General features: G+C 57.5%; 21 protein-coding genes, 2 tRNA genes and 3 pseudogenes. 16 read left to right on the top strand and 10 right to left on the bottom strand.

Features of this window, described 5'->3' with window-relative positions:
* The first annotated feature begins 23 nt into the window (after nucleotides 1-23).
* Nucleotides 24-1,208: a two-component system response regulator RssB gene (gene rssB, locus WBK23_RS03160; RefSeq protein WP_424482528.1), complete on the top strand. Its 1,185-nt coding sequence runs from the start codon at nucleotides 24-26 to the stop codon at nucleotides 1,206-1,208.
* 8 nt (nucleotides 1,209-1,216) lie between these two features.
* Nucleotides 1,217-1,699 carry an anti-sigma factor antagonist RssC gene (rssC, locus tag WBK23_RS03155; protein WP_424483279.1) on the top strand — a complete coding sequence of 161 codons (483 nt, stop codon included), beginning with the start codon at nucleotides 1,217-1,219 and terminating at the stop codon, nucleotides 1,697-1,699.
* A gap of 56 nt (nucleotides 1,700-1,755) precedes the next feature.
* Here rssC and tal read toward each other — a convergent pair whose 3' ends face one another.
* Together tal and dusA are read right to left on the bottom strand one after the other, a co-directional pair.
* Complete coding sequence (gene tal, locus WBK23_RS03150; protein WP_424482527.1) at nucleotides 1,756-2,682, bottom strand: transaldolase; 927 nt, start codon at nucleotides 2,680-2,682, stop codon at nucleotides 1,756-1,758.
* A gap of 41 nt (nucleotides 2,683-2,723) precedes the next feature.
* Entirely contained in the window at nucleotides 2,724-3,728 is a 1,005-nt protein-coding gene (gene dusA, locus WBK23_RS03145; protein WP_424482526.1) for a tRNA dihydrouridine(20/20a) synthase DusA, read from the bottom strand.
* A 124-nt stretch (nucleotides 3,729-3,852) separates the two neighbouring features.
* Between dusA and WBK23_RS03140 the strand changes: the two genes are divergently transcribed.
* On the top strand, nucleotides 3,853-4,998 hold the full coding sequence (locus tag WBK23_RS03140) for a tyrosine-type recombinase/integrase (RefSeq protein ID WP_424482525.1): 1,146 nt from the start codon (nucleotides 3,853-3,855) through the stop codon (nucleotides 4,996-4,998).
* On the opposite strand, the gene WBK23_RS03135 is transcribed toward WBK23_RS03140, so the two are convergent.
* On the bottom strand, nucleotides 4,993-5,268 hold the full coding sequence (locus WBK23_RS03135) for a pyocin activator PrtN family protein (protein WP_424482524.1): 276 nt from the start codon (nucleotides 5,266-5,268) through the stop codon (nucleotides 4,993-4,995). The genes WBK23_RS03140 and WBK23_RS03135 overlap by 6 nt on opposite strands.
* 69 nt (nucleotides 5,269-5,337) lie before the next feature.
* Here WBK23_RS03135 and WBK23_RS03130 point away from each other — a divergent pair.
* Both WBK23_RS03130 and WBK23_RS03125 read left to right on the top strand, forming a co-directional pair.
* Nucleotides 5,338-5,913, top strand: a pseudogene (locus WBK23_RS03130) (SDR family NAD(P)-dependent oxidoreductase); the annotation flags it as partial.
* A 581-nt stretch (nucleotides 5,914-6,494) separates the two neighbouring features.
* Complete coding sequence (locus WBK23_RS03125; RefSeq protein WP_424482523.1) at nucleotides 6,495-7,184, top strand: PA2778 family cysteine peptidase; 690 nt, start codon at nucleotides 6,495-6,497, stop codon at nucleotides 7,182-7,184.
* A gap of 112 nt (nucleotides 7,185-7,296) precedes the next feature.
* On the opposite strand, the gene WBK23_RS03120 is transcribed toward WBK23_RS03125, so the two are convergent.
* Complete coding sequence (locus WBK23_RS03120; protein ID WP_424482522.1) at nucleotides 7,297-8,580, bottom strand: NAD(P)/FAD-dependent oxidoreductase; 1,284 nt, start codon at nucleotides 8,578-8,580, stop codon at nucleotides 7,297-7,299.
* Nucleotides 8,581-8,765: 185 nt separating this feature from the next.
* Here WBK23_RS03120 and WBK23_RS03115 point away from each other — a divergent pair.
* The 10 genes from WBK23_RS03115 to WBK23_RS03070 all read left to right on the top strand — a co-directional run bounded on the left by WBK23_RS03115 (nucleotide 8,766) and on the right by WBK23_RS03070 (nucleotide 16,534).
* Nucleotides 8,766-8,842: transfer RNA gene (locus tag WBK23_RS03115), tRNA-Val, on the top strand.
* Nucleotides 8,843-9,085: 243 nt separating this feature from the next.
* Nucleotides 9,086-11,008, top strand: a complete 1,923-nt coding sequence (gene thrS, locus WBK23_RS03110; RefSeq protein ID WP_424482521.1) for a threonine--tRNA ligase — start codon at nucleotides 9,086-9,088, stop codon at nucleotides 11,006-11,008.
* Complete coding sequence (gene infC, locus WBK23_RS03105) at nucleotides 11,008-11,559, top strand: translation initiation factor IF-3 (RefSeq protein WP_424483278.1); 552 nt, start codon at nucleotides 11,008-11,010, stop codon at nucleotides 11,557-11,559. Before thrS ends, infC begins: the two co-directional genes overlap by 1 nt.
* A gap of 60 nt (nucleotides 11,560-11,619) precedes the next feature.
* A complete protein-coding gene (rpmI, locus tag WBK23_RS03100) occupies nucleotides 11,620-11,814 on the top strand; it encodes a 50S ribosomal protein L35 (protein WP_090241698.1) in 195 nt (64 codons plus the stop codon).
* 25 nt (nucleotides 11,815-11,839) lie between these two features.
* Nucleotides 11,840-12,196: a 50S ribosomal protein L20 gene (gene rplT / locus WBK23_RS03095; RefSeq protein ID WP_040069108.1), complete on the top strand. Its 357-nt coding sequence runs from the start codon at nucleotides 11,840-11,842 to the stop codon at nucleotides 12,194-12,196.
* A 95-nt stretch (nucleotides 12,197-12,291) separates the two neighbouring features.
* The gene (pheS, locus tag WBK23_RS03090; RefSeq protein WP_296218141.1) at nucleotides 12,292-13,308 is read left to right on the top strand and encodes a phenylalanine--tRNA ligase subunit alpha; all 1,017 of its coding nucleotides are present in this window, start codon (nucleotides 12,292-12,294) and stop codon (nucleotides 13,306-13,308) included.
* Nucleotides 13,309-13,345: 37 nt separating this feature from the next.
* On the top strand, nucleotides 13,346-15,724 hold the full coding sequence (gene pheT, locus WBK23_RS03085) for a phenylalanine--tRNA ligase subunit beta (RefSeq protein WP_424482520.1): 2,379 nt from the start codon (nucleotides 13,346-13,348) through the stop codon (nucleotides 15,722-15,724).
* Nucleotides 15,725-15,727: 3 nt separating this feature from the next.
* On the top strand, nucleotides 15,728-16,030 hold the full coding sequence (gene ihfA / locus WBK23_RS03080) for an integration host factor subunit alpha (RefSeq protein WP_003243414.1): 303 nt from the start codon (nucleotides 15,728-15,730) through the stop codon (nucleotides 16,028-16,030).
* Nucleotides 16,011-16,367, top strand: coding sequence for a MerR family transcriptional regulator (locus WBK23_RS03075; protein WP_424482519.1), 357 nt, complete (start codon nucleotides 16,011-16,013; stop codon nucleotides 16,365-16,367). Before ihfA ends, WBK23_RS03075 begins: the two co-directional genes overlap by 20 nt.
* A 90-nt stretch (nucleotides 16,368-16,457) precedes the next feature.
* A tRNA-Pro gene (locus tag WBK23_RS03070) sits at nucleotides 16,458-16,534 on the top strand.
* 319 nt (nucleotides 16,535-16,853) lie between these two features.
* Here the strand turns inward: WBK23_RS03070 and WBK23_RS03065 are convergent.
* The 5 genes from WBK23_RS03065 to WBK23_RS03045 form a co-directional block, all read right to left on the bottom strand.
* Nucleotides 16,854-19,991 carry a multidrug efflux RND transporter permease subunit gene (locus tag WBK23_RS03065; RefSeq protein WP_424482518.1) on the bottom strand — a complete coding sequence of 1,046 codons (3,138 nt, stop codon included), beginning with the start codon at nucleotides 19,989-19,991 and terminating at the stop codon, nucleotides 16,854-16,856.
* 16 nt (nucleotides 19,992-20,007) lie between these two features.
* Entirely contained in the window at nucleotides 20,008-21,165 is a 1,158-nt protein-coding gene (locus tag WBK23_RS03060; protein WP_424482517.1) for an efflux RND transporter periplasmic adaptor subunit, read from the bottom strand.
* Nucleotides 21,166-21,415: 250 nt separating this feature from the next.
* Nucleotides 21,416-22,684 carry an OmpP1/FadL family transporter gene (locus tag WBK23_RS03055; RefSeq protein WP_424482516.1) on the bottom strand — a complete coding sequence of 423 codons (1,269 nt, stop codon included), beginning with the start codon at nucleotides 22,682-22,684 and terminating at the stop codon, nucleotides 21,416-21,418.
* A gap of 350 nt (nucleotides 22,685-23,034) precedes the next feature.
* Nucleotides 23,035-23,730: a response regulator transcription factor gene (locus WBK23_RS03050; RefSeq protein WP_424482515.1), complete on the bottom strand. Its 696-nt coding sequence runs from the start codon at nucleotides 23,728-23,730 to the stop codon at nucleotides 23,035-23,037.
* 558 nt (nucleotides 23,731-24,288) lie between these two features.
* Nucleotides 24,289-25,974, bottom strand: coding sequence for an amidohydrolase (locus WBK23_RS03045; RefSeq protein ID WP_424482514.1), 1,686 nt, complete (start codon nucleotides 25,972-25,974; stop codon nucleotides 24,289-24,291).
* 141 nt (nucleotides 25,975-26,115) lie between these two features.
* Between WBK23_RS03045 and WBK23_RS03040 the strand changes: the two are divergent.
* Nucleotides 26,116-26,315 (top strand): annotated as a pseudogene (locus WBK23_RS03040) (IS5/IS1182 family transposase); the annotation flags it as partial.
* Nucleotides 26,316-26,527: 212 nt separating this feature from the next.
* On the opposite strand, the pseudogene WBK23_RS03035 reads toward WBK23_RS03040, so the two are convergent.
* Nucleotides 26,528-26,671, bottom strand: a pseudogene (locus WBK23_RS03035) (IS5/IS1182 family transposase); the annotation flags it as partial.
* Between the last annotated feature and the right edge of the window lie 248 nt (nucleotides 26,672-26,919).

The raw sequence follows: 26,919 nt of genomic DNA, 5'->3' as shown, positions 1-26,919 counted from the left end.
GGCGCAGTTTGCCTGGATACCCCATGCACAAAACCAGTGCCACGCTGCTGATAATCGATGACGACGACGTAGTGCGCGCGAGCCTCGCGGCCTACCTGGAAGACAGTGGTTTTCATGTGCTGCAAGCCGCCAATGGCCTGCAGGGACTGGAGGTCTTTCATGCCGAGTCGCCGGACCTGGTGATCTGCGATCTGCGCATGCCGCAAGTCGATGGTCTGGAGCTGATTCGCCGGATCAATGCCCTTCACGTTGAAACCCCGGTTATCGTGGTGTCTGGCGCAGGCGTGATGAGCGATGCCGTCGAGGCGTTGCGTCTCGGTGCTGCCGACTACCTGATCAAGCCCCTGGCGGACCTCGCCGTACTCGAACACTCGGTGCGCCGCGCCCTGGATCGCGCCAATCTGCGTCTGGAAAACCAGCGCTACCGCGAAGAGCTGGAAACCGCCAACCGCGAACTGCAAGCCAGCCTGCATCTGCTGCAGGAAGACCAGAACGCCGGTCGCCAGGTGCAGATGAACATGCTGCCGGTAACGCCTTGGCAGGCCGATAGCCTGAACTTCGCGCACCAGATCATTCCATCGCTGTATCTCTCCGGTGACTTTGTCGACTATTTCCGGGTCGATGAAAGTCGCATCGTGTTTTACCTGGCCGATGTCTCCGGTCACGGCGCATCCTCTGCGTTTATCACCGTGTTGCTGAAGTTTATGACCACGCGCCTGCTCTATGAGTCGCGTCGTGGGGGCAGCCTGCCGGACTTCAAACCGTCTGAAGTGCTCGGTCATATCAACCGCGGCTTGATCAACTGCAAGCTGGGCAAGCACGTGACCATGCTTGGCGGGGTGATCGATCAGGAAAACAATCGCTTGACCTACAGCATCGGCGGCCACCTGCCGTTACCGGTGCTCTATAGCGATGGCCAGGCGCGTTACCTGGAAGGCCGTGGCCTGCCGGTCGGGCTGTTTGTCGAGGCCGAGTACAACGATCAAGAGATCGAATTGCCCGAGTCTTTCAGCCTGACGCTGCTCTCCGATGGCATCCTCGATCTGCTTCCCGGCGATACCTTGAAGGAAAAAGAGACCCTGCTGCCGCAGTTGGTCTGCTCTGCAGGTGGCACTCTGGATGGTTTGCGCAAGGCTTTTGGGCTGGCCAATCTGGGGGATATGCCGGATGATATCGCCTTGCTGGTGTTAAGCAGGAACCTTGCATGAACCCTGGGATAAGCCCCGGTAGAATCCAGTTCGCTGAACAAGACGGCACGTTCGTCTTGAAGTTTGTCGGTGAAGTGCGCCTGACGCTGTGTTCGGCCCTGGATGCGACCATCGAGAAAATCTTCACCGCGCTGAATTTCTCGGCAATCGTTATCGATCTGACGGAAACCCGCAGCATCGACAGCACCACGCTGGGGCTGTTGGCCAAGCTGTCGATCCTGTCGCGGCAGAAGATTGGTCTGTTGCCGACTGTGGTGACGACCCACGACGACATTACCCGCCTGCTGCAATCCATGGGTTTTGACCAAGTCTTCAATATCGTTGACCGGCCGATTCCGTGCCCGGAAGCGCTGGATGACCTGCCGTCGCAGGATCAATCGGAAGAGTTGGTGCGCGCTAAGGTGCTTGAGGCGCATCGCATTCTGATGGGCTTGAACGAGTCCAATCGCGAAGCCTTCCACGACCTGGTGAATGCCCTCGAGCATCACTGATGCGGGTGGCAAGCAAACAGGGCGCTCAATGAGCGCCCCGTTTGCATTTAGGCCATTCAGGCTTGAGCGGTTAGCAGCTTTTCCAGCTTTTCTTGATCGCGGGCAAACAGGCGGATGCCTTCGGCGAGCTTTTCCGTGGCCATGGCGTCTTCATTCATCGCCCAGCGGAACTGGCTTTGGTCGAGCGTCTGCCGCGCCTCAGCAGGTTTTCCAGCGCTGAGTTGGCGCGCCAGTGGAGTCTGGTCGTCGGCCAGCTGTTGCAGCAGGTCGGGGCTGATGGTCAGGCGGTCGCAGCCGGCCAGCTGCTCAATCTGACCGAGGTTGCGAAAGCTCGCGCCCATCACCACGGTCTGGTAGTCGTTGGCCTTGTAGTAGTTGTAGATGCGCGTCACCGACTGTACGCCCGGGTCTTCGGCACCAACAAAGTCACGGCCTTCAGCCTTCTTGTACCAATCGTAGATGCGCCCGACGAAAGGTGAAATCAAAAACACGCCGGCATCGGCGCAGGCCTGGGCCTGGGCAAAGGCGAACAGCAGGGTCAGGTTGGTCTGGATGCCGGCTTTTTCCAGCTGCTCGGCGGCGCGAATGCCTTCCCAGGTCGCGGCGATCTTGATCAGCACGCGCTCGCGGCCGATGCCGGCTTCTTCATACAGGCCGATCAGGCGCTCGGCGCGGCGCAGCGTGGCCTCGGTGTCGAAGGACAGGCGCGCATCGACTTCAGTGGAAATTCGTCCGGGAATGATCTTGAGGATTTCGCCCCCCACTGCCACGCCAAAATGGTCGCAAGCCAGGCCCAGGTCGCCATTGCTGGTCTTGACGGCGCCTTTCAACAGCTCGGCGTAGCCAGGCATAGCGGCAGCTTTGAGCAGCAGGGAAGGGTTGGTGGTGGCATCGACCGGCTTCATGCGGGCGATGGCGTCGAGGTCCCCGGTATCGGCGACCACGGTGGTGAACTGCTTGAGTTGATCCAGCTTGGAGGTCATGACACAGCCTTGTGGTTGCGGATGCCCTGACCTTACCCGAGTCAGCGGCCTTGCAGCAATTGCGCCGCCTGATCGAACAGCGCCAAGGGCTCGCTGGTCTTGTGGATGTCCACGGAGAGCAGCTGGCGAAAGCGCCGCGCACCGTTGAAGCCCTGGCCCAGGCCGAGCATATGGCGGGTGATGTGGTGCATGCTGCCGCCTTCGGCCAGGTGTGCCGCGATGTACTCGCGCATGCTCTGCATGGCCTCGAAGCGGCTCAGTACCGGGCGGGCGGAGCCGAACAGCAGTTGGCCCACATGGGCCAGCAGATAAGGGTTGTGGTACGCCTCGCGGCCCAGCATCACGCCATCGAAGGTCTGCAGATGCTGTTGGCAGTCTTCCAGGGTCTTGATGCCGCCGTTAAGGATGATCTCGAGGTCGGGGAAGTCCTGCTTGAGCTGCGCCGCCACTTCATAGCGCAGCGGCGGCACCTCGCGGTTTTCCTTGGGCGAGAGGCCTTCGAGAATGGCGATGCGCGCATGCACGGTAAAGCTGGTGCAGCCGGCGTCGCGCACGGTGCCGACGAAGTCACACAGCTCGGCATAGCTGTCGCGGCCGTTGATGCCGATACGGTGCTTGACCGTCACCGGGATGCTCACCGCATCCTGCATGGCTTTCACGCAGTCGGCGACCAGTGCCGGGTGAGCCATCAGACAGGCACCGATCATATTGTTCTGCACCCGATCGCTGGGGCAGCCGACGTTCAGATTGACCTCGTTGTAGCCCGCTGCCTCGGCCAGCTTGGCGCAGGCCGCCAGATCTGCAGGTACGCTGCCGCCCAGTTGCAGGGCCAATGGGTATTCCGCAACGCTGTGACGCAGAAAGCGCGCGCTATCGCCGTGCAAGATCGCCCCGGTGGTGACCATCTCGGTATACAGCAGGGCGTGCTGCGAGAGCTGGCGTAGGAAGAAGCGGCAGTGCCTATCAGTCCAGTCCATCATCGGAGCAACGGAGAAGCGGCGGGACACCGTAGTCGGCGTGGTTGCTGAGTTCAAGCCTTTTAGCATGGGTGTCTCCGGTGTGCGTGTTTCTGACGTGTTTTCGGGGGTTTGCGGGCATTTTTAAAAGTCGGGTGGTACGCTGTACCACCTAAATGCTCACATGTACCACCGGCAAACAGGATGTACCACCATGGCAACGATCAGACCGCGAAAGAGGGCTGACGGCACGATCAGTTACACCGCTCAGATTCGAATCAAAAAAGATGGGGTGCAAGTTTACACAGAGAGCCAAACCTTCGCGCGCAAGAAGGCGGCTGAGGCATGGGTGAAGCGTCGCGAGACTGAGCTAAGTGAGCCGGGTGCAATCGAGCGCGCCAAGAGGGGCGGTGTGCTGCTCAGGGATGTAATCGATAAGTACTTGGCAGAGGTCGGCCAGGCTCAGCCGCTTGGGCGGACGAAGGAGTACACACTGCGTGCGGTAATGGCTTCGTACCTGGGTGATATGACGCCAGCGCAGATGACCAGCCAGGTGCTGGTTGACTATGCGCTATGGCGAATGAGCTCTGAGGGTGGTGGTGTTCAGCCGCAAACTGCCGGTAATGATCTAGCTCATCTTGGAGCAGTTCTATCAGTCGCCCGCCCAGCTTGGGGGTATGACGTGCCTGCCGGCGCTATGACCGATGCTCGGATGGTACTCAATAAGCTGGGTTACAAAATGAAAAGCCGTGAGCGCGAGCGGCGGTCGACCCCGGCTGAGCTGGCTCTGTTGCTCGAGCGATTCTGTGATGTTTTGAAAGCACGTCCGTTGTCGGTGCACATGCCCAAGGTCGTTCTTTTTGCGTTGTTCTCCACTCGGCGGCAGGACGAGATCGTTCGGATTCGCTGGGCAGATCTGGATGAAACACGGCAGGCGGTACTTGTCCGGGATATGAAAAACCCAGGCGACAAGTGGGGCAATGATGTGTGGTGTCATCTGCCTCCAGAGGCCTGGGCCTTAGTGCAAAGCATGCCTCGGGTCTATGAGGAGATTTTCCCGTACACCGGTGACGCGATACAGGGCGCATGGGCGCGGGCGATTGAGAGGACGCAGATCGAGGATCTTCACTTCCATGACCTGAGGCACGGTGGCGTGAGCAGGCTGTTTGAAATGGACTGGGATATTCCTCGGGTGGCGAGTGTTTCTGGCCACCGGGACTGGAACTCACTTCGGCGCTACACCCACCTGCATGGGCGTGGGGATTCTTTCGCAGGTTGGGAGTGGCTTCCGAAGGTGTTGGCGATGCCAGTGAGCTTTGGCGCGGCTGTGGCCAAGCGTAAGAAACAGCCAGGCTCATAACTGTTTGCACTCTTTGATTGCAGCAGCGCGCTGCTCGTCTAGGTAGTTTGCGAGGTCTTGTAGGTGGATGCCTTTGGCCGACTTCTGGCTGCTTTCAAGTCGCGTGATCGGGATTTTAATCTGCCCGGCCAGTGCCTTGCGCTGGAGCATATCCGGGGTGAGGTGGGTGAAATAATCCCGGCAGACCTGCTCGAGCGGGATAACCGCTTGGCCGTTGTACTGAGCCATCAGCAGAAATGTCGTATGGACTACCCCCGCTCCGGTAGACATCCCCGGCCTATGCTTGGACTACCCCCGCTCCGGTAGACATCCCCGGCCTATGCTTTGAGCATAGGAGGAAGTCTCACTGAAGCCGACTGGGACGCGGTGATGGCGGTGCACCTCAAGGGCCACTTCTGCCTGGCCAGCCATGCCGTGCAGTACTGGCGCGAACAGGCCAAGGGCGGCGCGAAGGTGCAGGCGCGGATCATCAACACCAGCTCCGGCGCCGGCCTGCAAGGCTCGATCGGCCAGTCCAACTACGCCGCAGCCAAAGGCGGCATCGCCGCACTGACCCTGGTGCAGGCCGCCGAACTGGCGCGTTACGGGATCACCGCCAACGCCCTGGCTCCGGCTGCACGAACCGGTATGACCGAGCAGGTGTTCGCCGATGTGATGAAGAAACCGGAAGATGGCTTCGATTACTTCGCCCCGGAAAACGTCGCCCCGCTGGTGGTCTGGCTTGGCTCGCAAGACTCGCAAGTAGTCACCGGCCGCTTGTTCGAAGTAGAAGGCGGCAAGCTGTCGATCGCCGACGGCTGGCGCAAGGGCCCCGAGTGCGACAAGAAAGGGCGCTGGCAGGTCGAGGAAATTGGCGCGGCCGTGGAACACCTTATCGCCGAGGCTGTACCGGCCCAGAAGGTATATGGCTGCTGAGAACTATTTCTATTTGGGGTGCAGTTGCCAGCAAGTTGAAAAGATTTTTAAGGCCAAGAGCGGGCCAAAATATCCTCAGTCACAGGCTGAATGGTTTGCTGGCGTTGCACTGAGTACGAATACAAAGCCCACACAAATGCACTTTTAGCGGCGCTGTTGCCTTGTGTTGCCCTACTCGGCCATAGATGCGTGCATCTGGAGTTCACTTTTGTGAACTCTACGTTTGTTTGACGATGTACGGTTGTTATTACGATATGAGTTTAAGTGTCTTTCACTAATGTTGGTGGTACGAAAGTGGTACGTGCTTTTGTGGTGTGGGTTATAGGTCACGTATTTATTGGCTTTCATGATAAATCTGTCCAGTCCATCTTTCGGCACTACGAAGAGGCGGCGCGAAAGCGTGGCGGGGGACGTGTTGGCAGTAAGTGCAGAATTATCGGGCATCAGAATCTGTCTTGGCGGCGGGCGCGAGGTCGGCAGTTTATTAGCCGGCGGCGGGTTTTCGTTTTTTGTGCGGATGTGTTGGGTCATTGGCACTTCATCGTTATGCTCTGCGCCACAAACAAGCCAGTGGGTGAGTGATGTTTCAGTCTGTGCGCGTAGTAAAGCTTCTGCCGGTTGCTCTGTTGTTTCTGCTCTGTGCTTGCTCCAGCGGACCGCTGCTTCTGCCTGAGACCAAGCGCTTGCCTGAGCGGGTGGAGCTGGCCGATGTGCCGTTCTTTCAACTTAGTGATGCCCAGGGCGGGCCTTCGGCGCTGGCGAGTATGCTCAACCATCATGGCGTGATCAGCAGCCCAGGCTTGCTCGATGAGCGACTTCAGCAGCTGGCGGCTAAGCAGGATGTGCAGAGCGGGCTGGCGACGGTTGCCCGCTCCTATGACCTGCTGGTGTACCCGCTGCAGGGCAGTTTGGATGCCTTGATGCAGCAAGTCGCGGCTGGGCACCCGGTGCTGCTCATGCAAGACAGGCTGTTTGGCGGGCCCGGTGCGCAGTTTGCCGTGCTGGTGGGCTACGACCAGCGTGAGCGGACTCTGGTGCTGCGTTCGGGCAATACCCGGCGCTGGTACACCAGCTTTGCCAGTTTCGATGAGGCCTGGGGTGAGGCCGGGCGTTGGGCGGTGCTGATACTGCCGGCGAACCAGTTGCCTGCGCAGCCGGTAAAACAGACCTGGCTGGCGGCGACCCGTGCGCTGCAGACGCAGGGGCGTGCCGACGCTGCGCAGCGTGCGCTACGCACTGCTCGCCAGACCTGGCCGGACGCTGGCCTGTAATGACGCATTGATTCTTGCCTGACGCCAGATGAAGTAGGGCGGATAAACAAAAAACGGCACCTGTTTAGGTGCCGTTTCTATTTGCAGTGCGCAGTGGGTCCGCAGCAGGTACTTAGACGCCCAGCTTGTCACGCAGGCTGTAGTACCAGGCCCCCAGGGCGCTGAACGGCACCTGGAACATACGGCCGCCCGGGAACGGGTAGTGCGGCAGGTCGGCGAAGGCGTCGAAGCGTTCGGCTTGGCCACGCAGGGCCTCGGCCAGTACCTTGCCGGCCAGGTGCGTGTAGGTCACGCCGTGGCCGCTGCAACCTTGCGAGTAGTAGATGTTGTCGCCAATGCGGCCGACCTGCGGCAGGCGCGACAGGGTCAGCAGGAAGTTGCCGGTCCAGGCGTAGTCGATTTTCACATCCTTCAACTGCGGGAAGGCCTTGAGCATCTTTGGGCGAATAATTGCTTCGATGTTCGCCGGGTCGCGTGCGCCGTAGACCACGCCGCCGCCGAAGATCAAGCGGTTATCGCTGGTCAGGCGGTAGTAGTCGAGCAGGTAGTTGCAGTCCTCGACGCAGTAGTCCTGCGGTAGCAGGCTTTTTGCCAGTTCAGCAGAGAGCGGTTCGGTGGTGATCACCTGAGTGCCGCATGGCATCGACTTGGCCGACAGCTCGGGCACCAGATTGCCCAGATAAGCATTGCCTGCCACGACCACGAACTTGGCTTTAATTCGGCCGTTAGGGGTATGCACGACAGGATTGGCACCGCGCTCGATGCGAATGGCCGGCGATTGCTCGTAAATCACGCCGCCCAGTGACTCGACCGCAGCCGCTTCACCCAGCGCCAGATTTAGCGGATGGATATGACCGCCGCTCATGTCCAGCATGCCACCGGCGTAAATGTCGGTGCCCACCACTTCGCGGATGCGCTTGGCGTCCATCAGTTCCAGCTGGGTATGGCCGTAGCGCTCCCAGAGCTTTTTCTGCGATTCGAGGTGCTTCATGTGCTTGGGCGTGTTGGCGGCGAAAACGCCACCGTCTTTGAGGTCGCACTGGATGTTGTACTTGGCGATGCGCTCGCGAATGATCCGGCCGCCTTCAAAAGCCATGTCACCCAGCAACTGGGCCTGCTTGGGGGCGACGCTGCGCTCGATCACGTCGATGTCGCGGCTGTAGCTGTTGACGATCTGCCCGCCGTTACGCCCAGACGCGCCGAAACCGACTTTGGCGGCCTCGACGATGCTGACCTTGAGGCCATTCTCAAGCAGGGCGATGGCGGTGGACAGACCGGTATAGCCTGCGCCGATGATGCACACATCGGTTTCGACTTCGCCGGTCAATTCTGGGCGGGCCGGCACCGGATTGGCGGAGGCCGCGTAATAGGATTGTGGATAAGCTGTGTGCGCCATTTTGCAACCTCTGTTCTTTATTTTTTACGAATGAGCGGATGCTACCTGAGTTGAAAATGCCCGGCTAGTGGCCTGTGCGAAATATTAAACGCGCCATAGAACAGTAAAAAATTCATCTATTCAGGCAGTTAGCGAAAAAACCTGTTGACACTTTTTCGCGCGGCCGTAGAATGCGCACCCATCGTAGGCACGTAGCTCAGTTGGTTAGAGCACCACCTTGACATGGTGGGGGTCGTTGGTTCGAGTCCAATCGTGCCTACCAGATTTGGTAGAAAAAGGGTCGCTTAGGCGGCCCTTTTTTATTGCCCGCTTGCCAGTCAGCCTGGCTTTCTGCAAGCATCCCAGCGGTTAGTTGTCATTTAAACAACCTCCAGTGACTCTGGTTCGGTTTTGGTTGGCTCGCAAGCTCCTGCCACTGTACGGCAGGTATACCGCCGAATCGCTTACTGGCTCATCCCAACCCATGTGGCCTTTGGTAGAGGTCACCACTAGGAGAGGAGGCGCCATGCCCATCATTACTCTTCCCGACGGCAGTCAGCGTACGTTCGATCACCCGGTATCCGTACTCGAGGTGGCGCAATCCATTGGTGCGGGTCTGACCAAGGCTACGGTAGCTGGCAAGGTCAATGGCAAGCTGGTCGATGCCTGTGACTTGATCGACAGCGACGCAACCCTGCAAATCATTACGCCGAAAGATCAGGAAGGGCTCGAAATCATTCGCCACTCCTGCGCGCATTTGATTGGCCATGCGGTCAAGCAGCTGTACCCGACAGCCAAGATGGTGATCGGCCCGGTCATCGATGAAGGCTTCTACTACGACATCGCCTCTGAGCGTCCTTTCACTCTAGATGACGTTGCGGCCATCGAGCAGCGCATGCAGCAGCTGATCGAGAAGGACTACGACGTCATTAAGAAGGTCACCCCGCGTGCCGAAGTGATCGATGTGTTCACCGCGCGTGGCGAGGATTACAAGCTGCGCCTGGTGGAAGACATGCCAGATGAGCAGGCCATGGGGCTGTACTACCACGAAGAATACGTCGACATGTGCCGCGGTCCGCACGTACCAAATACGCGCTTCCTTAAAGCCTTCAAGTTGACCAAGCTGTCTGGTGCCTACTGGCGCGGCGATGCCAAGAACGAGCAATTGCAGCGTGTGTATGGCACGGCCTGGGCTGATAAGAAGCAGCTGGCTGCTTATATCCAGCGCATTGAAGAAGCCGAAAAGCGTGATCATCGTAAAATCGGTAAGCGCCTGAACCTGTTCCATACCCAGGAAGAAGCGCCGGGCATGGTGTTCTGGCACCCGAATGGCTGGACCCTGTATCAGGTGCTTGAGCAGTACATGCGCAAGGTGCAGCGTGAGCACGGCTACCTGGAGATCAAGACGCCGCAGGTGGTTGACCGTTCGCTGTGGGAGAAATCCGGGCACTGGGCCAACTACGCCGAGAACATGTTCACCACCGAGTCGGAAAGCCGCGATTACGCGATCAAGCCGATGAACTGCCCGTGCCACGTGCAGGTGTTCAACCAGGGCCTGAAAAGCTATCGCGAGCTGCCGATGCGTCTGGCTGAGTTCGGTGCTTGCCACCGTAACGAGCCGTCCGGTGCGCTGCACGGCATCATGCGCGTGCGTGGTTTTACTCAGGATGACGCGCACATCTTCTGTACTGAAGAGCAGATGCAGGCGGAGTCGGCTGATTTCATCAAGCTGACCCTGGCGGTGTATGCCGACTTCGGTTTTACCGATATCCAGCTCAAGCTGTCGACTCGCCCGGAAAAGCGCGTGGGTTCAGATGAGTTGTGGGATCGCGCCGAGGCGGCGCTGGCGTCTGCACTCGATAGCGCTGGTCTGCCGTATGACCTGCAGCCGGGTGAAGGGGCGTTCTACGGTCCGAAGATCGAGTTCTCGCTCAAGGATTGTCTGGGCCGTGTCTGGCAGTGTGGTACCCTGCAGCTCGATTTCAACCTGCCTGTGCGTTTGGGTGCTGAATTTGTCAGTGAAGACAACAGCCGCAAACATCCAGTGATGCTGCATCGCGCGATTCTCGGTTCCTTCGAGCGCTTTATCGGAATTCTGATCGAGCACTACGAAGGTGCATTCCCGGCGTGGCTGGCACCGACTCAGGCGGTGGTGATGAATATCACCGATAAACAAGCCGAATTTGCCTTGGAAGTGGAAAAAACACTCGACCAAAGCGGTTTTCGTGCCAAGTCTGACTTGAGAAACGAAAAAATTGGCTTTAAAATCCGCGAGCATACTTTGCTCAAGGTTCCCTACCTCTTGGTTATCGGGGATCGGGAAGTAGAGACGCAGACTGTCGCCGTGCGTACCCGTGAAGGTGCTGATCTGGGCTCCATGCCCATCGCTCAATTCGCTGAATTCCTCGCGCAGGCGGTTTCCCGGCGTGGTCGCCAAGATTTGGAGTAATCATTATTAAGCGTGAAATGAGACAAGATAAACGAGCTGCACCGAAAGCCCCGATCAACGAGAATATCTCGGCACGCGAGGTTCGGTTAATTGGCGCAGACGGCGAGCAAATTGGCATCGTCTCGATTGATGAAGCGCTTAGAATCGCTGAAGAGTCCAAGCTGGATCTGGTGGAAATTTCCGCCGATGCGATTCCTCCGGTTTGCCGGGTCATGGACTACGGCAAGTCGATCTTCGAAAAGAAGAAGCAGATTGCTGCTGCAAAGAAAAACCAGAAGCAGATTCAGGTTAAAGAAATCAAGTTTCGTCCAGGGACGGAAGAAGGGGATTACCAGGTAAAACTACGCAACCTGGTACGTTTCCTTTGTGATGGGGACAGGGCCAAGGTATCGCTTCGATTCCGTGGCCGTGAGATGGCGCATCAGGAGCTGGGCATGGAGTTGTTGAAGCGGGTTGAGGGTGACCTGCTTGAATACGGCACCGTTGAACAGCATCCAAAGATGGAAGGACGCCAGCTGATAATGGTCATCGCCCCCAAAAAGAAGAAGTAATCACCAGGGCACGGCAGGCCTTGTGGTTATGTTTATCAACTGAATGCGGAGTATCCGAACATGCCAAAGATGAAAACTAAGAGTGGTGCAGCCAAGCGTTTTCTCAAAACCGCTAACGGCTTCAAGCACAAGCACGCTTTCAAGAGCCACATCCTGACCAAGATGTCCACTAAGCGTAAGCGTCATCTGCGCGGTAGCACCATGGTGCACCCGTCTGACGTGGCAAAAGTGGCGCGCATGCTGCGCGTTCGTTAATCGGTCAAGATAGAGGAAATTACTCATGGCTCGTGTTAAGCGCGGCGTTATCGCTCGCAAGCGTCACAAAAAAATTCTGAAACTCGCTAAAGGCTACTACGGCGCACGCTCGCGCGTGTTCCGTGTTGCCAAGCAAGCGGTAATCAAGGCAGGCCAGTACGCCTACCGCGACCGTCGTCAGAAAAAACGTCAGTTCCGCGCTCTGTGGATCGCTCGTATCAACGCTGGTGCTCGTGTTAACGGTCTGTCCTACAGCCGTTTCATTGCCGGCCTGAAAAAAGCGTCCATCGAGATCGACCGTAAGGTTCTGGCTGATCTGGCAGTGAACGAAAAAGCGGCGTTTGCTGCGATTGTCGAGAAAGCGAAAGCCGTACTGGCTTAAGTCCCCGACAGTCACCGGGCTCGCCCGGTGCTAAACGTCACCAATAGGGGAAGAGCCTTCAAGCTCTTCCCCTATTTCGTATCTGGAGTCTGTAAATGGAAAATCTGGATGTGCTGGTCTCGCAAGCGCTTGAGGCCGTTAGCCACACCGACGATGTGAATGCCCTGGAGCAATTGCGGGTTCACTATCTGGGCAAGAAAGGCGAATTGACTCAGGTGATGAAGACCCTGGGCAATCTGTCGGCAGAAGAGCGCCCGCAAGCCGGTGCGTTGATCAATGCCGCCAAGGATCAGGTTCAGGATGCCCTGAACAGCCGTAAGGCAACTCTGGAACAGGCCGCGCTGAGCGCCAAGCTCGCAGCCGAAAAAATCGACGTGACCCTGCCGGGCCGTGGTCAGGCCTCTGGTGGCCTGCATCCGGTAACCCGCACGCTGGAGCGCGTTGAGCAGTTTTTCACCCGTATTGGCTACGGCATTGCCGAAGGCCCGGAAGTGGAAAACGACTACCACAACTTCGAAGCGCTCAATATCCCCGGCCACCACCCGGCCCGGGCGATGCATGACACCTTCTATTTCAACGCGAACATGTTGTTGCGCACCCACACCTCGCCGGTTCAGGTGCGCACCATGGAATCGCAGCAGCCGCCGATCCGCATTGTTTGCCCCGGCCGCGTCTATCGCTGTGACTCCGATATCACCCACTCGCCAATGTTCCACCAGGTCGAAGGCCTGCTGGTCGACGAGGGCGTGAGCTTTGCCGACCTCAAGGGCACCATCGAAGAGTTCCTCCGGGTGTTCTTCGAGAAGCCGCTGGGCGTGCGTTTCCGCCCCTCGTTCTTTCCGTTTACCGAGCCGTCGGCCGAAGTCGATATGCAGTGCGTGATGTGCAGTGGCAAAGGTTGCCGCGTGTGCAAGCAGACCGGCTGGCTGGAGGTTATGGGGTGCGGCATGGTGCATCCGAATGTGCTGCGCATGTCCGGTATAGACCCTGAGAAATACCAGGGATTTGCCTTTGGTATGGGGGTCGAACGTCTGGCCATGCTGCGTTATGGCGTCAACGACTTACGTCTGTTCTTCGATAACGACCTGCGATTCCTGGCGCAATTTCGCTAGAGCCGCATGACCCAATCGAATTGTTGAGGAGAGCAGAATGAAATTCAGTGAACAGTGGCTGCGTAGCTGGGTAAACCCGCAGGTTTCCCGTGACGAATTGGTGGCACGCCTGTCGATGGCGGGCCTGGAAGTGGATAGCGTGACGCCGGCTGCCGGCGAGTTCAGCGGCATCGTGATCGGCGAGATTCTCAGTACCGAGCAACATCCGGATGCCGACAAGCTGCGCGTCTGCCAGGTCAGCAATGGCGTGGAAACCTTTCAGGTGGTGTGCGGCGCGCCGAACGCGCGCCCGGGCATCAAGATTCCATTCGCCATGATTGGTGCCGAGTTGCCAGGCGACTTCAGCATCAAGAAGGCCAAGCTGCGTGGCGTCGAGTCCAACGGCATGCTGTGCTCGGCCTCCGAGCTGCAGATCAGTGAAGACAATGATGGCCTGATGGAGCTGCCGCTCGACGCGCCTGTTGGCCAGGATATCCGCGTTTATCTGAATCTGGACGACGCCAGCATCGAAGTCGACCTGACCCCTAACCGTGGTGATTGCCTGTCCTTGGCCGGTTTGGCGCGTGAAGTCGGTGCCCTGTACGCCGCGCCGGTCACTCGTCCGGTGATTACTGCAGTGGCTCCGAGCCATGATGAAGTGCGCCCGGTTGAAATTCTGGCTGCGCAAGCCTGCCCGCGCTACCTCGGTCGGGTCGTGCGTAATGTCGATCTGTCCAAGCCGACGCCGCTGTGGATGGTCGAGCGTCTGCGCCGCGCCGATGTGCGCAGCATCGATGCGGCCGTCGACATCACCAACTATGTGATGCTCGAGCTGGGCCAGCCCATGCATGCCTTCGATCTCGCCGAGATCAACGGTGGTATCCGTGTGCGCATGGCTGAAGAGGGCGAGAAACTGGTTCTGCTCGATGGCCAGGAAGTCAGCCTGCGCGCCGACACCCTGGTTATCGCTGACCACCAGCGCGCCTTGGCAATTGCCGGGGTGATGGGTGGCGAGCACAGCGGTGTCAGTGCCAAGACTTGCGATCTGTTCCTCGAAAGCGCGTTCTTCGACACCATCGCGATTGCCGGTAAAGCCCGCTCCTATGGCTTGCACACCGACTCATCGCACCGTTTCGAACGTGGCGTGGATTGGCAATTGGCGCGTGAGGCGATGGAGCGGGCGACTGCACTGTTGCTGGAGATCGTCGGTGGCGAAGCCGGACCGATTATCGAAGCCGTCAACCAGGAGCAGTTGCCGAGCGTTGCGCCGGTCACCCTGCGCGCCGAGCGTATCGAGCAGATGCTCGGCCTGAAGATGGATGATGCGGAAATTGTCCGTTTGCTGGCTGCCTTGGGCTTGGACATTCGTGCCGATGGCGAAAGCCAGTGGCAGGTAAGCGTGCCAAGTCATCGCTTCGATATCAGCCTGGAAGTCGACCTGATCGAAGAGCTGGCGCGTTTGTATGGTTACAACCGCCTGCCTGTGCGTTACCCACAAGCGCGCTTGGCCCCGCAGGCCAAGGCCGAAGCCGCTGTTGAGCTGCCTGCGCTGCGCCGTTTGCTGGTGGCCCGTGGTTATCAGGAAGCGATCACCTACAGCTTTATCGATCCCAAACTGTTCGAGCTGTTCAGTCCAGGCGTCGAGCCGTTGATGCTGGCTAACCCGATCTCCGCAGATATGGCGGCGATGCGCTCCTCCTTGTGGCCAGGTCTGGTCAAGGCGCTTGAGCACAACCTCAATCGTCAGCAATCGCGTGTGCGCCTGTTCGAAAGCGGTTTGCGTTTTGTCGGGCAGCTCGAAGGGCTGAAGCAAGAGCCGATGCTGGCTGGCGTGATTTGTGGTGGGCGTCTGCCGGAAGGCTGGGCGCATGGTCGTGATGATGTCGACTTCTACGATGTGAAAGCGGATGTCGAAGCGTTGCTGGCCAGTGCCGGTGCGAGCGGCAGTTTTGACTTCGTGCCGGGCGAGCATGCGGCCTTGCATCCGGGGCAGACTGCGCGTATCGAACGTGACGGTCGTGTCGTTGGCTTCCTCGGGGCGATGCATCCGGAGCTGTCCAAGGCGCTAGGTCTGGATCAGGCAGTGTTCATGTTCGAGCTGGTGCTCGGCGAGATCACCCAGGGCCGTATGCCGAAGTTCCATGAACTGTCGAAGTTCCCGGAAGTGCGCCGTGACCTGGCTTTGCTGGTCGATCGGGACGTGCCTGCGCAGCAATTGCTCGGCGCTATTCGCGAGGCGGCAGGCGAGTGGTTGACTGACCTCAAGCTATTTGACGTGTATCACGGTAAAGGTATTGATCCTCATAGAAAAAGCCTGGCCGTTGGCTTGACCTGGCAGCATCCATCGCGCACTCTTAATGACGATGAGGTGAGTACCACAACGCAAAATATTCTCACCTCCCTGGAACAAAGGTTCAACGCCACGTTAAGGAAGTAGCGTATGGGGGCTCTGACGAAAGCTGAGATGGCGGAACGTCTGTATGAAGAGCTGGGCCTGAATAAACGGGAAGCCAAGGAGTTGGTGGAGCTGTTCTTTGAGGAGATCCGCCAAGCGCTGGAACTCAATGAACAGGTCAAACTCTCGGGGTTCGGTAATTTTGATCTGCGCGATAAGCGTCAGCGCCCCGGTCGCAATCCAAAAACAGGAGAGGAAATTCCCATTACGGCTCGCCGTGTGGTGACTTTCCGTCCAGGCCAGAAACTTAAAGCCAGGGTCGAAGCGTATGCTGGAACCAAGTCATAACGACGAATTACCTGTCATACCTGGCAAGCGCTATTTCACCATCGGTGAAGTGAGTGAGCTGTGTGCGGTAAAACCGCATGTGTTGCGCTATTGGGAGCAAGAGTTTCCTCAGCTCAATCCAGTCAAGCGGCGTGGCAACAGACGTTATTATCAGCGCCAGGATGTGCTGATGATTCGCCAGATTCGTGCCTTGCTGTATGACCAAGGCTTCACCATCGGCGGGGCGCGTCAGCGTCTTTCAGGTGATGAGGCCAAGGATGACAACACTCAATACAAACAGCTCATCAAGCAGATGATCAGTGAGCTGGAAGATGTCTTGTTGGTGCTCCGTAAGTAGTCGCGTAACTCAAAAAAGTTTCCACATATCAGGAGCTTAATGTATAGTTCGCGACGTTTTCGGCTATCCGAGAATAGATTCACGCCTAGTCGGGGCGTAGCGCAGTCCGGTAGCGCACTAGCATGGGGTGCTAGGGGTCGAGTGTTCGAATCACTCCGTCCCGACCATAAAATTCAATGACTTAGCCCGGTTCCGAAAGGACCGGGCTTTTTCATGTCTGTAATTTTGTGATTCTGGTTACCAATTGGTTGCCAATTGAGATTAGCTAGGACCGTGTTTAGTTCAGCATCTACTTCAGAGGCTTGTAAGAATGAAACGGGCTACGCCTGGCCGATAGAGCAGGGCAACCCGGGTTGTTGCTAGGTCAAGGCTTTCTTGGGTCTTGCTCACCTCGTTTAGTAAATTGGTGGATTAACCCATGCAGTCGTTCGCTAGTTGCATGTGTCGTATTCTTCGCTGCTGCCTCGTCTATTTCTCAAAGACCGGTTAACCCATTTCCTGAGGGCGGTCTTTGCAGGTCATCTTTGGCTGCTCTTTACTGCGCTTACCGGCAAGCTTCATAACCACGACAAAGAACACTGGCACAAACACCACGGCCAGCGTCGCGCTGATCATGCCGCCGATCACGCCGGTGCCAATCGCTTGTTGGCTCGCGGAGCTGGCTCCTGTGGCAATCGCCAGCGGCACGACGCCGAGGATAAATGCCAGCGAGGTCATGACGATCGGCCGTAGGCGCAATCGCGCGGCTTGCACGGTGGCGTCGATCAGGTCGTGACCCTCGTCGTACAGGCTCTTGGCAAACTCGATGATCAGAATCGCGTTCTTCGCTGACAGGCCAATGATGGTGACCAAACCGACCTTAAAGAACACATCGTTGGGCATGCCTCGCAGGGTTACGGCCAGCACTGCGCCCAGTACCCCAAGGGGAACTACAAGCAGCACGGATGTAGGGATCGACCAGCTCTCGTACAGAGCTGCCAGGCACAGAAAAACGATCAGCAGCGATAGCCCCAGCAGCAAAGGTGCCTGATTGCCCGACACGCGCTCTTGCAATGATAAGCCTGTCCATTCATGGCCAATACCCGCGGGGCTTTGGGCCATCAACCGCTCGATCTCCACCATGGCCTCACCGGTGCTGAAGCCTGGGGCGGGCTCGCCAGCGATGCTGATGGCCGGGTAACCGTTATAACGCGCTAACTGTATTGGCCCTTGGGTCCACTGCGCACGTACAAACGCCGATAGCGGCACCATACTTGCGGCGCTGTTACGCACATGCATATTCAGCAAGTCTGCTACCTGGCTGCGTTGGTCCCCCTCGGCTTGCACCACAACGCGCTGCATGCGCCCCTGGTTAGGGAAGTCGTTGATATAGCTAGAGCCCACCGACGTGGCGAGCACGCTGCTGATATCAGCAAAGGAGATACCCAGGGCCTCGGCCTGGCTTCGATCAACCAGAAGTTGCACTTGCGGTGCTTCAGCCAAGGCGCTTTCGCGCACGTTGGTCAGCACAGGGCTCTTGCTTGCCGCATCGAGCAAGGCGGTGCGAGCCTGCATCAATGCCGAGTAGCCCAAACCGCCACGGTCCTGCAGACGCAGTTCAAAACCGCTGGAGGTGCCCAGCCCGCTTACCGGCGGCGGCAAAACCGAGCGGGCTACGGCATCCTTGATCTGCCCGAAGGCCGCATTGGCGCGCTGGGCGAGGGCGGCGGCGGAATCTTCAACACCGCGTTCGGACCAGTCTTTGAAAGAGCTAAACGCCAGTGCCGTGTTCTGCCCAGTACCGGAATAACTGAAGCCAAGGATGATGGTGCTGTTCTCAATCGCCGGCTCACTGGCGTTGTGCGCCTCGATCTGTTCCACCACCGGCACCGTGCGATTGACGCTTGCGCCAGGCGGCAGCTGAATATCAGTGATGGTATAGCCCTGGTCTTCAATCGGTAGGAACGATGAAGGCAGGCGGCTGAAGGACAGCAGCAGAACGCCCAGCAGCACACCATAGACCAGTAAGTAACGAGCGCCACGCTTTAGCGAGTACACCACCCAGCCGGTGTAGCGCTCGGTCAGTTGTTCGAAGCGACGGTTGAACCAGCCAAAGAAACCGCGTTTGGCATGCTCCTCGCCCGGAGCAATCGGCTTGAGCAGGGTCGCGCACAGTGCGGGTGTCAGGGTCAGTGCCAGGAACGCCGAGAACAGGATGGCGGTGGCCATCGACAGCGAGAACTGCTGGTAAATCACCCCCACCGTACCAGGCATAAATGCCATCGGGATAAACACCGCTACCAGCACCAGGGTAATGCCGATGATGGCCCCGGTGATTTGCTGCATGGCCTTGCGCGTGGCCTCTCTTGGCGAAAGCCCCTCGGTCGCCATGATTCGTTCGACGTTCTCCACCACGACAATCGCATCGTCCACCAGAATACCGATGGCCAGAACCATGCCGAACATGGTCAGCACGTTGATCGAAAAGCCCATGGCCAACATTGCGACCAGGGTTCCCATCAGCGCCACCGGCACTACCAGTGCTGGAATTAAGGTGTAGCGAATGTTCTGTAGGAACAGGAACATCACTGCAAACACCAGCACCATCGCCTCCAGCAGCGTGTAGAGCACCTTGGCGATGGATATCTTGACGAACGGTGCCGTATCGAACGGTGCCTTGTATTCAACGCCCGGCGGGAAATAGCGCTTCAGCTCGTCCATTTTTTCGTGCACCAGAGTCGCGGTGCGCAACGCATTGGCACCGGGTGCCAGCTGCACGCTGATGGCGGTCGCCGGTTTGCCGTTGAGGCGGGTGGAGAACTGATATTGCTCGCTGCCGATTTCAACACGCGCCACATCGCCCACACGCACGCTCGAGCCGTCAGAGTTAGCTCGCAAAACGATGTTGGCAAACTCTTCTGGAGTCGACAGCTGCCCTTTGACCACCACGGTAGCGGTGATTTCCTGATTGCCTGGCGTCGGCAAATCGCCGATATTGCCCGCCGAGATCTGCGCATTCTGCGCAGCAATGGCCGCATTCACATCTGCCGGGGTGAGGTTGAAGCCGAGCAGCTTTTGCGTATCGAGCCAGATCCGCATCGCCCGTTCCGAGCCATACAGCGTGGCCTTGCCAATGCCATCCAGGCGCTTGATCTCATTCAACACGTTACGGGCCAGGTAATCACTGAGTGCCACCTGACTCATAGCTCCATCGTTGGAGGTCAGGGTGATCAACATCAGAAAGCTGGTCGAAACTTTCTCAACCTCCAGGCCCTGCTGGATTACGGCCTGAGGCAAGCGCGACTCAACCGCCTTGAGACGGTTTTGTACATCGATCTGGGCCATACCCGGGTCGGTGCCTGGCTGGAACGTGGCAGTGACGCTCGCTCTGCCGATGCTACTCTGCGACTCGAAATACAGCAGGTTATCGGCACCATTGAGTTCCTCCTCGATCAGTGTGACCACACTGTCATCAACCGTTTGTGCCGAGGCACCGGGGTACTCCGCAGAAATTTCGACTTGCGGCGGCGCGACGTTGGGGTACTTCGCCACCGGTAATTGAGGAAGAGCCAAGGCTCCGGCCAATAGAATAAACAGCGCGACCACCCAGGCGAACACCGGGCGGTCGATAAAGAATTGCGGCATAAGTTTTCCGTCCTGCTTACTGCACGGCTAACTGGGGATGTTGCGAGGGTGTATCGTCGATATCAACCAGCTCACCAGGGCGGGCATGTTGTAAGCCCTCGACAACAACCCGGTCACCCGGTTTGAGCCCTGCACTAACGATCCAGCGATCGTCGAGCACTTGGCCAAGTTGCACGGCTTGCTGGCTGACGCGGCCTTCGTCGTTGAGCAACAGCACCTGGGCGATACCGGCGCTATCACGCATCACTGCGCGCTGCGGCACACTGATACCGCGCTGGTCGACAGCTTGCTCCAGTCGCACACGGATAAAACTGCCTGGCAGTAGGTCGAGATTTGGATTTGGGAACTCGCTACGCAGCGTAATCTGCCCAGTGCTCTGATCGACACTGATGTCCGTAAACAGCAGCTTGCCCGGCAGTGGGTAAGCGTTGTCGTCGTCCTGAATTAACGTGGCCCTGGCTTCATCCCGACCTACCCGCTGCATCTCGCCAGCCTGGAAGGCCCGGCGCAATATATTGAGTTCGCGGGTGGACTGCGACACATCAGCATGAATGGGATCCAGCTGCTGGATCACCGCCAGCGGCGTGCTTTCGTTGTGCCCCACCAAGGCACCTTCGGTCACCAGTGCCCGGCCGATACGCCCGGAAATCGGCGCAGTAACCGTGGCGTAGCTCAGATTTAGCTTGGCCTTTTGCACGGCCGCCTTGCTCGCGCTCACGTCGGCATTGGCATGCATGGCAGCGGCACGCGCGTTGTCATAGTCCTGGGCACTGATGGCTTGGCGTTCGATCAAACGGGCAAAGCGTTGCACCTGGGAACGTGCTTTGAAGGCATTCGCCTCGGCCTTGCCCAGAGCCGCCTCGGCGCTGCTCAGCTCGGCCTGCAGCGGTGCCGGATCGATGCGGAACAGCACCTGGCCTTGTTTCACATCACTGCCCTCGCGGAAGCTTTGCTGCAGCACAACCCCCGCGATCCGTGCACGAACTTCGGCAATGCGTGGCGCAGCCAGCCGACCACTCAGCTCGTTGACGATTGACAGTGGGCGCACCTCGACGGTCTCGATGCGCACCTTTGGCAAGGACGTAACCTCCGCAGGGACAGCTGATTGATTACACGCACTCAACGTCAGCGTGAGTGCAAGCAGGCAAAGCTTTGCTAGCAGATGGTTTGGCATATACATCTCTCAGTAATTGCCGGGATACGGCAGTGCGGTATTAAGGAATTGAAAAAACTGAGTAATTCAATTTTTCTGTGCGCAGGACCCAGGGCCGCTGCCCAAACATTGCAGGGTTCTGTTGCACGTAACGCATACACAGAGCCGCCACCTAACATTCGCCAATAAAAAAGAAAGGGCTGCAGCTGCTTCACAGCAACTGCAGCCCCTTCAAACCGAGCGCCTCATGGGGCGCTCTAGCGGCAGAACGTTAGAAGCGATAAGTCGCACCAATCGCGAAACCGTTCGCTGAGTTCTCAAACTCGGCGCTGTAACGCTGCCCATGCGCACTGTTGTTCACCTTCACGGCCTCTTCCTGCAGGTAGGAGTAGGCCGCATCAATGGTCAGCTCAGGGGTTGGTGTCCAGCCCGCACCAATACTAAAAATCGTCCGATCACCCGTTGGGATGCGCGGCGAACGGTCGATGTTGTTGGTGGGTGCCTGGTCAACAGTCAGTCCGCCACGCAGCACCCATTGCTCGTTCAGCTTGTATGACGCACCAATCGCATGGGCCCAGGTGTCATGCCAGTTCTGCTGCTCGGTGATCTCACCAAACTGGCCGGTCAGCCCTCCCGGTACGCCACTGTTCTCTACGCGAATGGTCTGCAAACGGCTCCAGCGCGTCCAGGTGCTGCCGGCATGCAGGGTCCACTGTGCATTCAGCTCATGGGTCACTGAGAAATCCACCGACTCTGGCGTGGTCAGCTCCAGTGCCGCGTCGTACTGCTGATGCGTGCTGTAGCCCAACATAGCCAGCAGGCCATAGTCGACCTCGGTTTCGCCTTCAAGCGTGTAATCCACTTGCGAGTGATAGGTCAGGCCCACGCGGGTGCTGTCGGTCAACTGCGCCAGAACGCCGACGTTAAAGCCCAGAGCAATATCATCACCCTTGACCTTCACCTCACCGTCAGGAGCCATCGGGTTGAGCGACAGACTGGACTCCAGCTCACCGGCAATTCGGTTGATGGTCGGGCCAAAACCGATGGAAATACGCTCGTTGAACGCGTAGGACACGGTCGGCTGCAGAGTCATTACCTCAACAGCACTCTTGCTGCCGAAATACCGGCCGGCAAATCCGCTCTCATAATCGGCAACCAGGCCAAAGGGCGCATACATGCCCACCCCAACCGACCATTGCTCATTGATTGGCTTGACGTAGTAGCCCATCGGCACGCCCGTCAGCGGCACCATATCGCCATCGTTGCTACCGCCATTGGGCGAGGAGCTGACATTGCTGATATCCGTGCTGGCATTGAGCACGGTCACACCGCCAGTCATTTGCTCACGCTTAAGGCGCGCCATTCCCGCCGGGTTACCAAACACCGTGCTGGCATCATCGGCAGCAGAGGCGCGCCCCGCGAACCCCGTACCCATGCCACTGACGCTTTGCTCATTGATGGCAAAACCCGAAGCAAAGACCGACACAGATGCCAGGGATGTGGCCATGGCGATGGCGGTTTTGAGCATATTATTTTTCAAAGGCTGAGGCTCCTGATGGGCGCACACGCATACCGCGCGGGTTATAACCACAACCCTTGAGATTGATGGTTCAGCGAGGCTGTTGCGCTTGCTATCGCAACCCCAAGGGCTGCATTTGGACACTGCAGCCACCCTAAAAGAAGTGGTGGGGAGGACCCATAAGACCTGTCTCAAAAACGCTCCGACTGGCCAGGCGCTTGGGCATGAAAAGGTCAATGGATAAAAGCGGGTGAGGGGAGTTTGGCCTGTTGGTTGTGGCTCAACGGCTGAATCGTCGGTCGGGCACAAGCAGCACCCTCATCCCGGTGGAAGAGGGCTAGGGAGAGGGGCAAAGTGGCAGCGTGGCGGTGTTAGCGCGCCTCGTTATTAAGCTCTGCCTGCAGCTTGAATAGCTCGGCGTCGGTGCGTATGCCCAGCTTGCGGTAGGCCGCTTGCTTCTGGCCGCTTATGGTCTTTTTACTGCGCGAAAACTTCAGGGCAATCTGGTTGACCGAAAGGCCCTCCAGGCAGCAGCGCAGCACCTCGCTTTCCTTCGGTGAAAGCTCGGAGTAGTTGAGCAAATTTTGCTCGGTCTGGATGGCCTGCCCAGCGTCTGCGGCCTGAGGCTCGGGTAGCTTTTCAAGCTCTGCGGCCATATTCGGCGACAGGTACAAGCGGCCGAGCGCCGCCATCCGAATGGCTTTGAGCAGATCATCGGTATTTTGCGATTTACCAACAAAGCCGGTGGCACCTGCGCGAAGGCTCATATGCACCGTGGCAGGCCGCTCGGCTGAGGAAAAGATCACCACGCGCATGGCTGGGTAGTGTTGGCTAATAAGGCTTATCAGGCGTAGGCCATCGAGTTCGCCTTCGCTCAACTGATAATCGAGCACCAGCAGGTCGAACGCTTCCTGGCGTAAGGCATCGAGCAAATCGGCACTGCTCGAGTAAACCCCCTGCAGGCTAAAATCACGCTCCGCGGCCAAGCGCACGCCCAAGGCCTCGCGGATCAGCGCATGGTCATCCAGCAAGGCAATTCTGAGGGGTGGTTTGGGAGTCCAGCGCATTGGCAGCTAATTCCTTGGGTGGCCTGAAGACATCGTGTCACAAGATGCGCTTGCCGCACCTTGTGCAGGCTGCAGTAGCAACTGTTAGCAGTTTACCCATTGCTCTTTATCGTGTGAAACCTGCGTACAGGGGCGTCGGCTTACGACGTTTTGCCCAACTGATCGAGGGTCAGCGCTTTGGCGTGCAGATCCAGCCGTGGGATCAACCCATGCTTAAGGGCGACCCGCAAATGCACCAGACCAAGAAGGGCACCAGTACTACTTCGGCATGAAAGCGCACATCGGCGTGGATGGCACGCCGATACTTACTGACGAATGCAGGAGAGGTGTGTCTGTAATGTGGAAAATGGCCGCTGCGAAGCTCTCGTAGCGGCTAAAAACACTGAAATAAGCGAGGGGTTGATCGTTATTGGTTAGATCGCCGTTTTAATAATCTGCAAGGGCTGAAGTCGGCCGGAAATATAGGGCTACTTCAGACCATCCCTTGCTTGCTTATTTGCACTCGTTTTGGGTATTTCACCAATTGGGAGTTGCTGTCTATTTCTGGCGACCTCAGTTCTACTGTGCGAATGTGGTGTCCTGATAAACTTGCCTACCACCCACATAAGTGGCGACTGCCTTCAGGTCTCGCACCTGCGTTGTCGGGATGGTCATGTAGTCGGCCGACAAAACGACGAAGTCAGCCAGCTTGCCTGGTTCGATGGATCCCTTAATGGCCGCTTCATCTGTGAGTGTCGCATTGTTGATCGTCATCATGCGAAGAAGGGCATCACGCGACGTTACGGACTGATTTTCGCCGTAGACGCCATCTGAGATGGTGTCGCGTGTCATGAAGTGATACATGGCCCAGAAGGGGCTGAGCGGGACTACGGGGGAGTCGGTGCCAATAGCCACCATAAAGCCTTGCTCCAGATATGTCTTGAGCGGCGTGACTTGCGAAGCACGGTCCATGCCCCAATATTTTTTAAGCACTGGCGCAGCAAGGTACAACTGGTCTTGTACAGACAGGTTGAGCTGTAGCTTCCTAATACGCGGGTACTGATCTGGCCGCGTAACGAAAGCATGTTCGATGCTCCAGCCGTTATGGGTGATGTCGTTATCAGTGTTAGCTACTTCGAAGCCAGTCAACACCTGATCAACAGCTGCATCTCCTACTGCGTGTACGGCGGCTCGCCAGCCCGCACGGTTGAGGGTGACCATATACTCGTTGAACGTGGCCTGATCCGTCTTCTGCAGACCGAAATATGTGCCACCTTTGCCCATAGGCTCGGCATACGGCTTGGTCATGAGGCCGCCTTCAAAACCACCGTCTGCGCTGACCTTGATACCCCACACCTTAACCCACTCATCTCCTTCGCCAGGCTGAATGCCAGAAGGCAAAATAGCGGCCTTGAAGGTGGCAAGTTCATCGGAACGTAGCAAGATACTGTAGCGCACGGTAGCTTGACCTTGGGCGCGCAACTGTTGAATGGCTCTGTAATCAGCAACGGATATGCCCGGTATGCGAATACTGGTAATACCGTAGGCGTTGAGTCTCTTTTGCTGCATCTCTAAAGAGGGTGTTGTCGACACAGGCAATGCGACAAGTCGCTTCGCAGCGTCGGTCACTTCCCCGGTCAGCTTTCCATCTTTGCCAACCGGAATGGCACCCCCCGTAGGCACTGGCGTAGCGGTAGTAATGTTGTACTTGGCGAGAGCTGTATTGTTCAAAAAATAGCTGTGACCGCCACGCACTAACACCACCGGCACACCGGGTGCAGCCGCTTCCAACTCGGCTGCTGTGGGCAAGCGCTGCTCCCTGAATTGAGCTTCGTGCCAGTCATTGTTGGAGACTAGCGCAGCACCTGGCAAGGCTGTCTTCGCAGCTTCTCCGATCTTGGCGAAGACATCGCTGAGTGAGCGCGCCTCCGACAAATCAATGCCGGAACCGCCGCCTGCGGTGTGCAGATGCGAATCCGCCAGGCCGGGAATAACAGTGCGGCCCTTCAGATCAATCACCTTGGTTTGCGAGTTGATATAGGTAAGTGCCTGTTGATTCGAACCCACGAAAACAAATTTGTCATCTTTTACCGCAAAGGCCTCGGCGACTATCGATCTCTTGTCGACGGTCAAGACTTTGCCATTGGTGAAAACGGTGTCTGCCATGAACGGTGTTATTGAGCCGGTGCTGGTGCAGCTAGATACCAGTACAACGAGGGCTGTCATGATCATGGTGAACTTAAACTTTCTCATTGGTCCTTGCATATTTTCTCCGTTTGAGAAGTGATTTGAATGGGGCTTTGTTGAATATACTGTGATTTTTAGGTTCTTCGCGGATTAAGGAAACTCTGAAGAAGAGTTCCTGATTTTGGCAAAATCCCCGGATTCCACCCGCTGAGTTTTCCGATAAAGCAGATGACCTTCGCGACGCCGAGTACGCCGGCAAGCGCAAGCAGATCCGCAAAGAGTTGTTCCTGATCGAGACGGATCGGGTGGTGCCGTGGAAGGGGTTGGTCGCCTTAATCGATCCGCATTATCCAAAGTGTGAAGATGGTCGTCCGGCGTGCCCGTTGATGGCGATGCTGCGTGTGCATCTGATGCAGAACTGCGACTCTGACAGGAAGACCAAAGGCATAAAAACGCCGAGAAGATCCAAAACAATAGTGGCGCTATGGATGGTCTGAAGTAGCCCTATATTTCCAGCCGACTTCAGCCCTTGCCGATTATTAAAACGGCGATCTAACCAACAACGATCAACCCCTCGCTCATTTCAGTGTTTTTAGCCGCTACGAGAGCTTCGCAGCGGCCATTTTCCACATTACGGGCGCACCTCTCCTGCATTCGCCAGCAAATGTAGGCGCGCCATCCACAGGTTCGACGGGGCAAACAGCGTCACCAACTGTGCCGTAGTTTTGGCCAAGCCACGGAAGCGTGTATTCACATAGCCAAACTGACGCTCCAGATTCAGCCCGGCGAACGGACGCAGAATACAGCGCCTCCTCCATCGCAGGATATTATTCACGCGCAAATAATTACTTAAGACACGTCTTAAAAGTTTCATGGAGATGGCGGTTAGTCCCGAGATTTGTAAATGTTGCGCATTCTTTGGTGCTTGATAACTGGGGAGGGTGTGTCCGAGTTTGGCTGGGGCGATTAATTTGTTAAGTTGGCCGCCATTGCCGCGGCCAGTTAGCTGCGCTCGGGTTTTTA

The organism is Pseudomonas sp., from assembly GCF_049653025.1.
GTDB lineage: Bacteria > Pseudomonadota > Gammaproteobacteria > Pseudomonadales > Pseudomonadaceae > Aquipseudomonas.
This window is presented reverse-complemented; position numbering and strand designations above follow the sequence as displayed.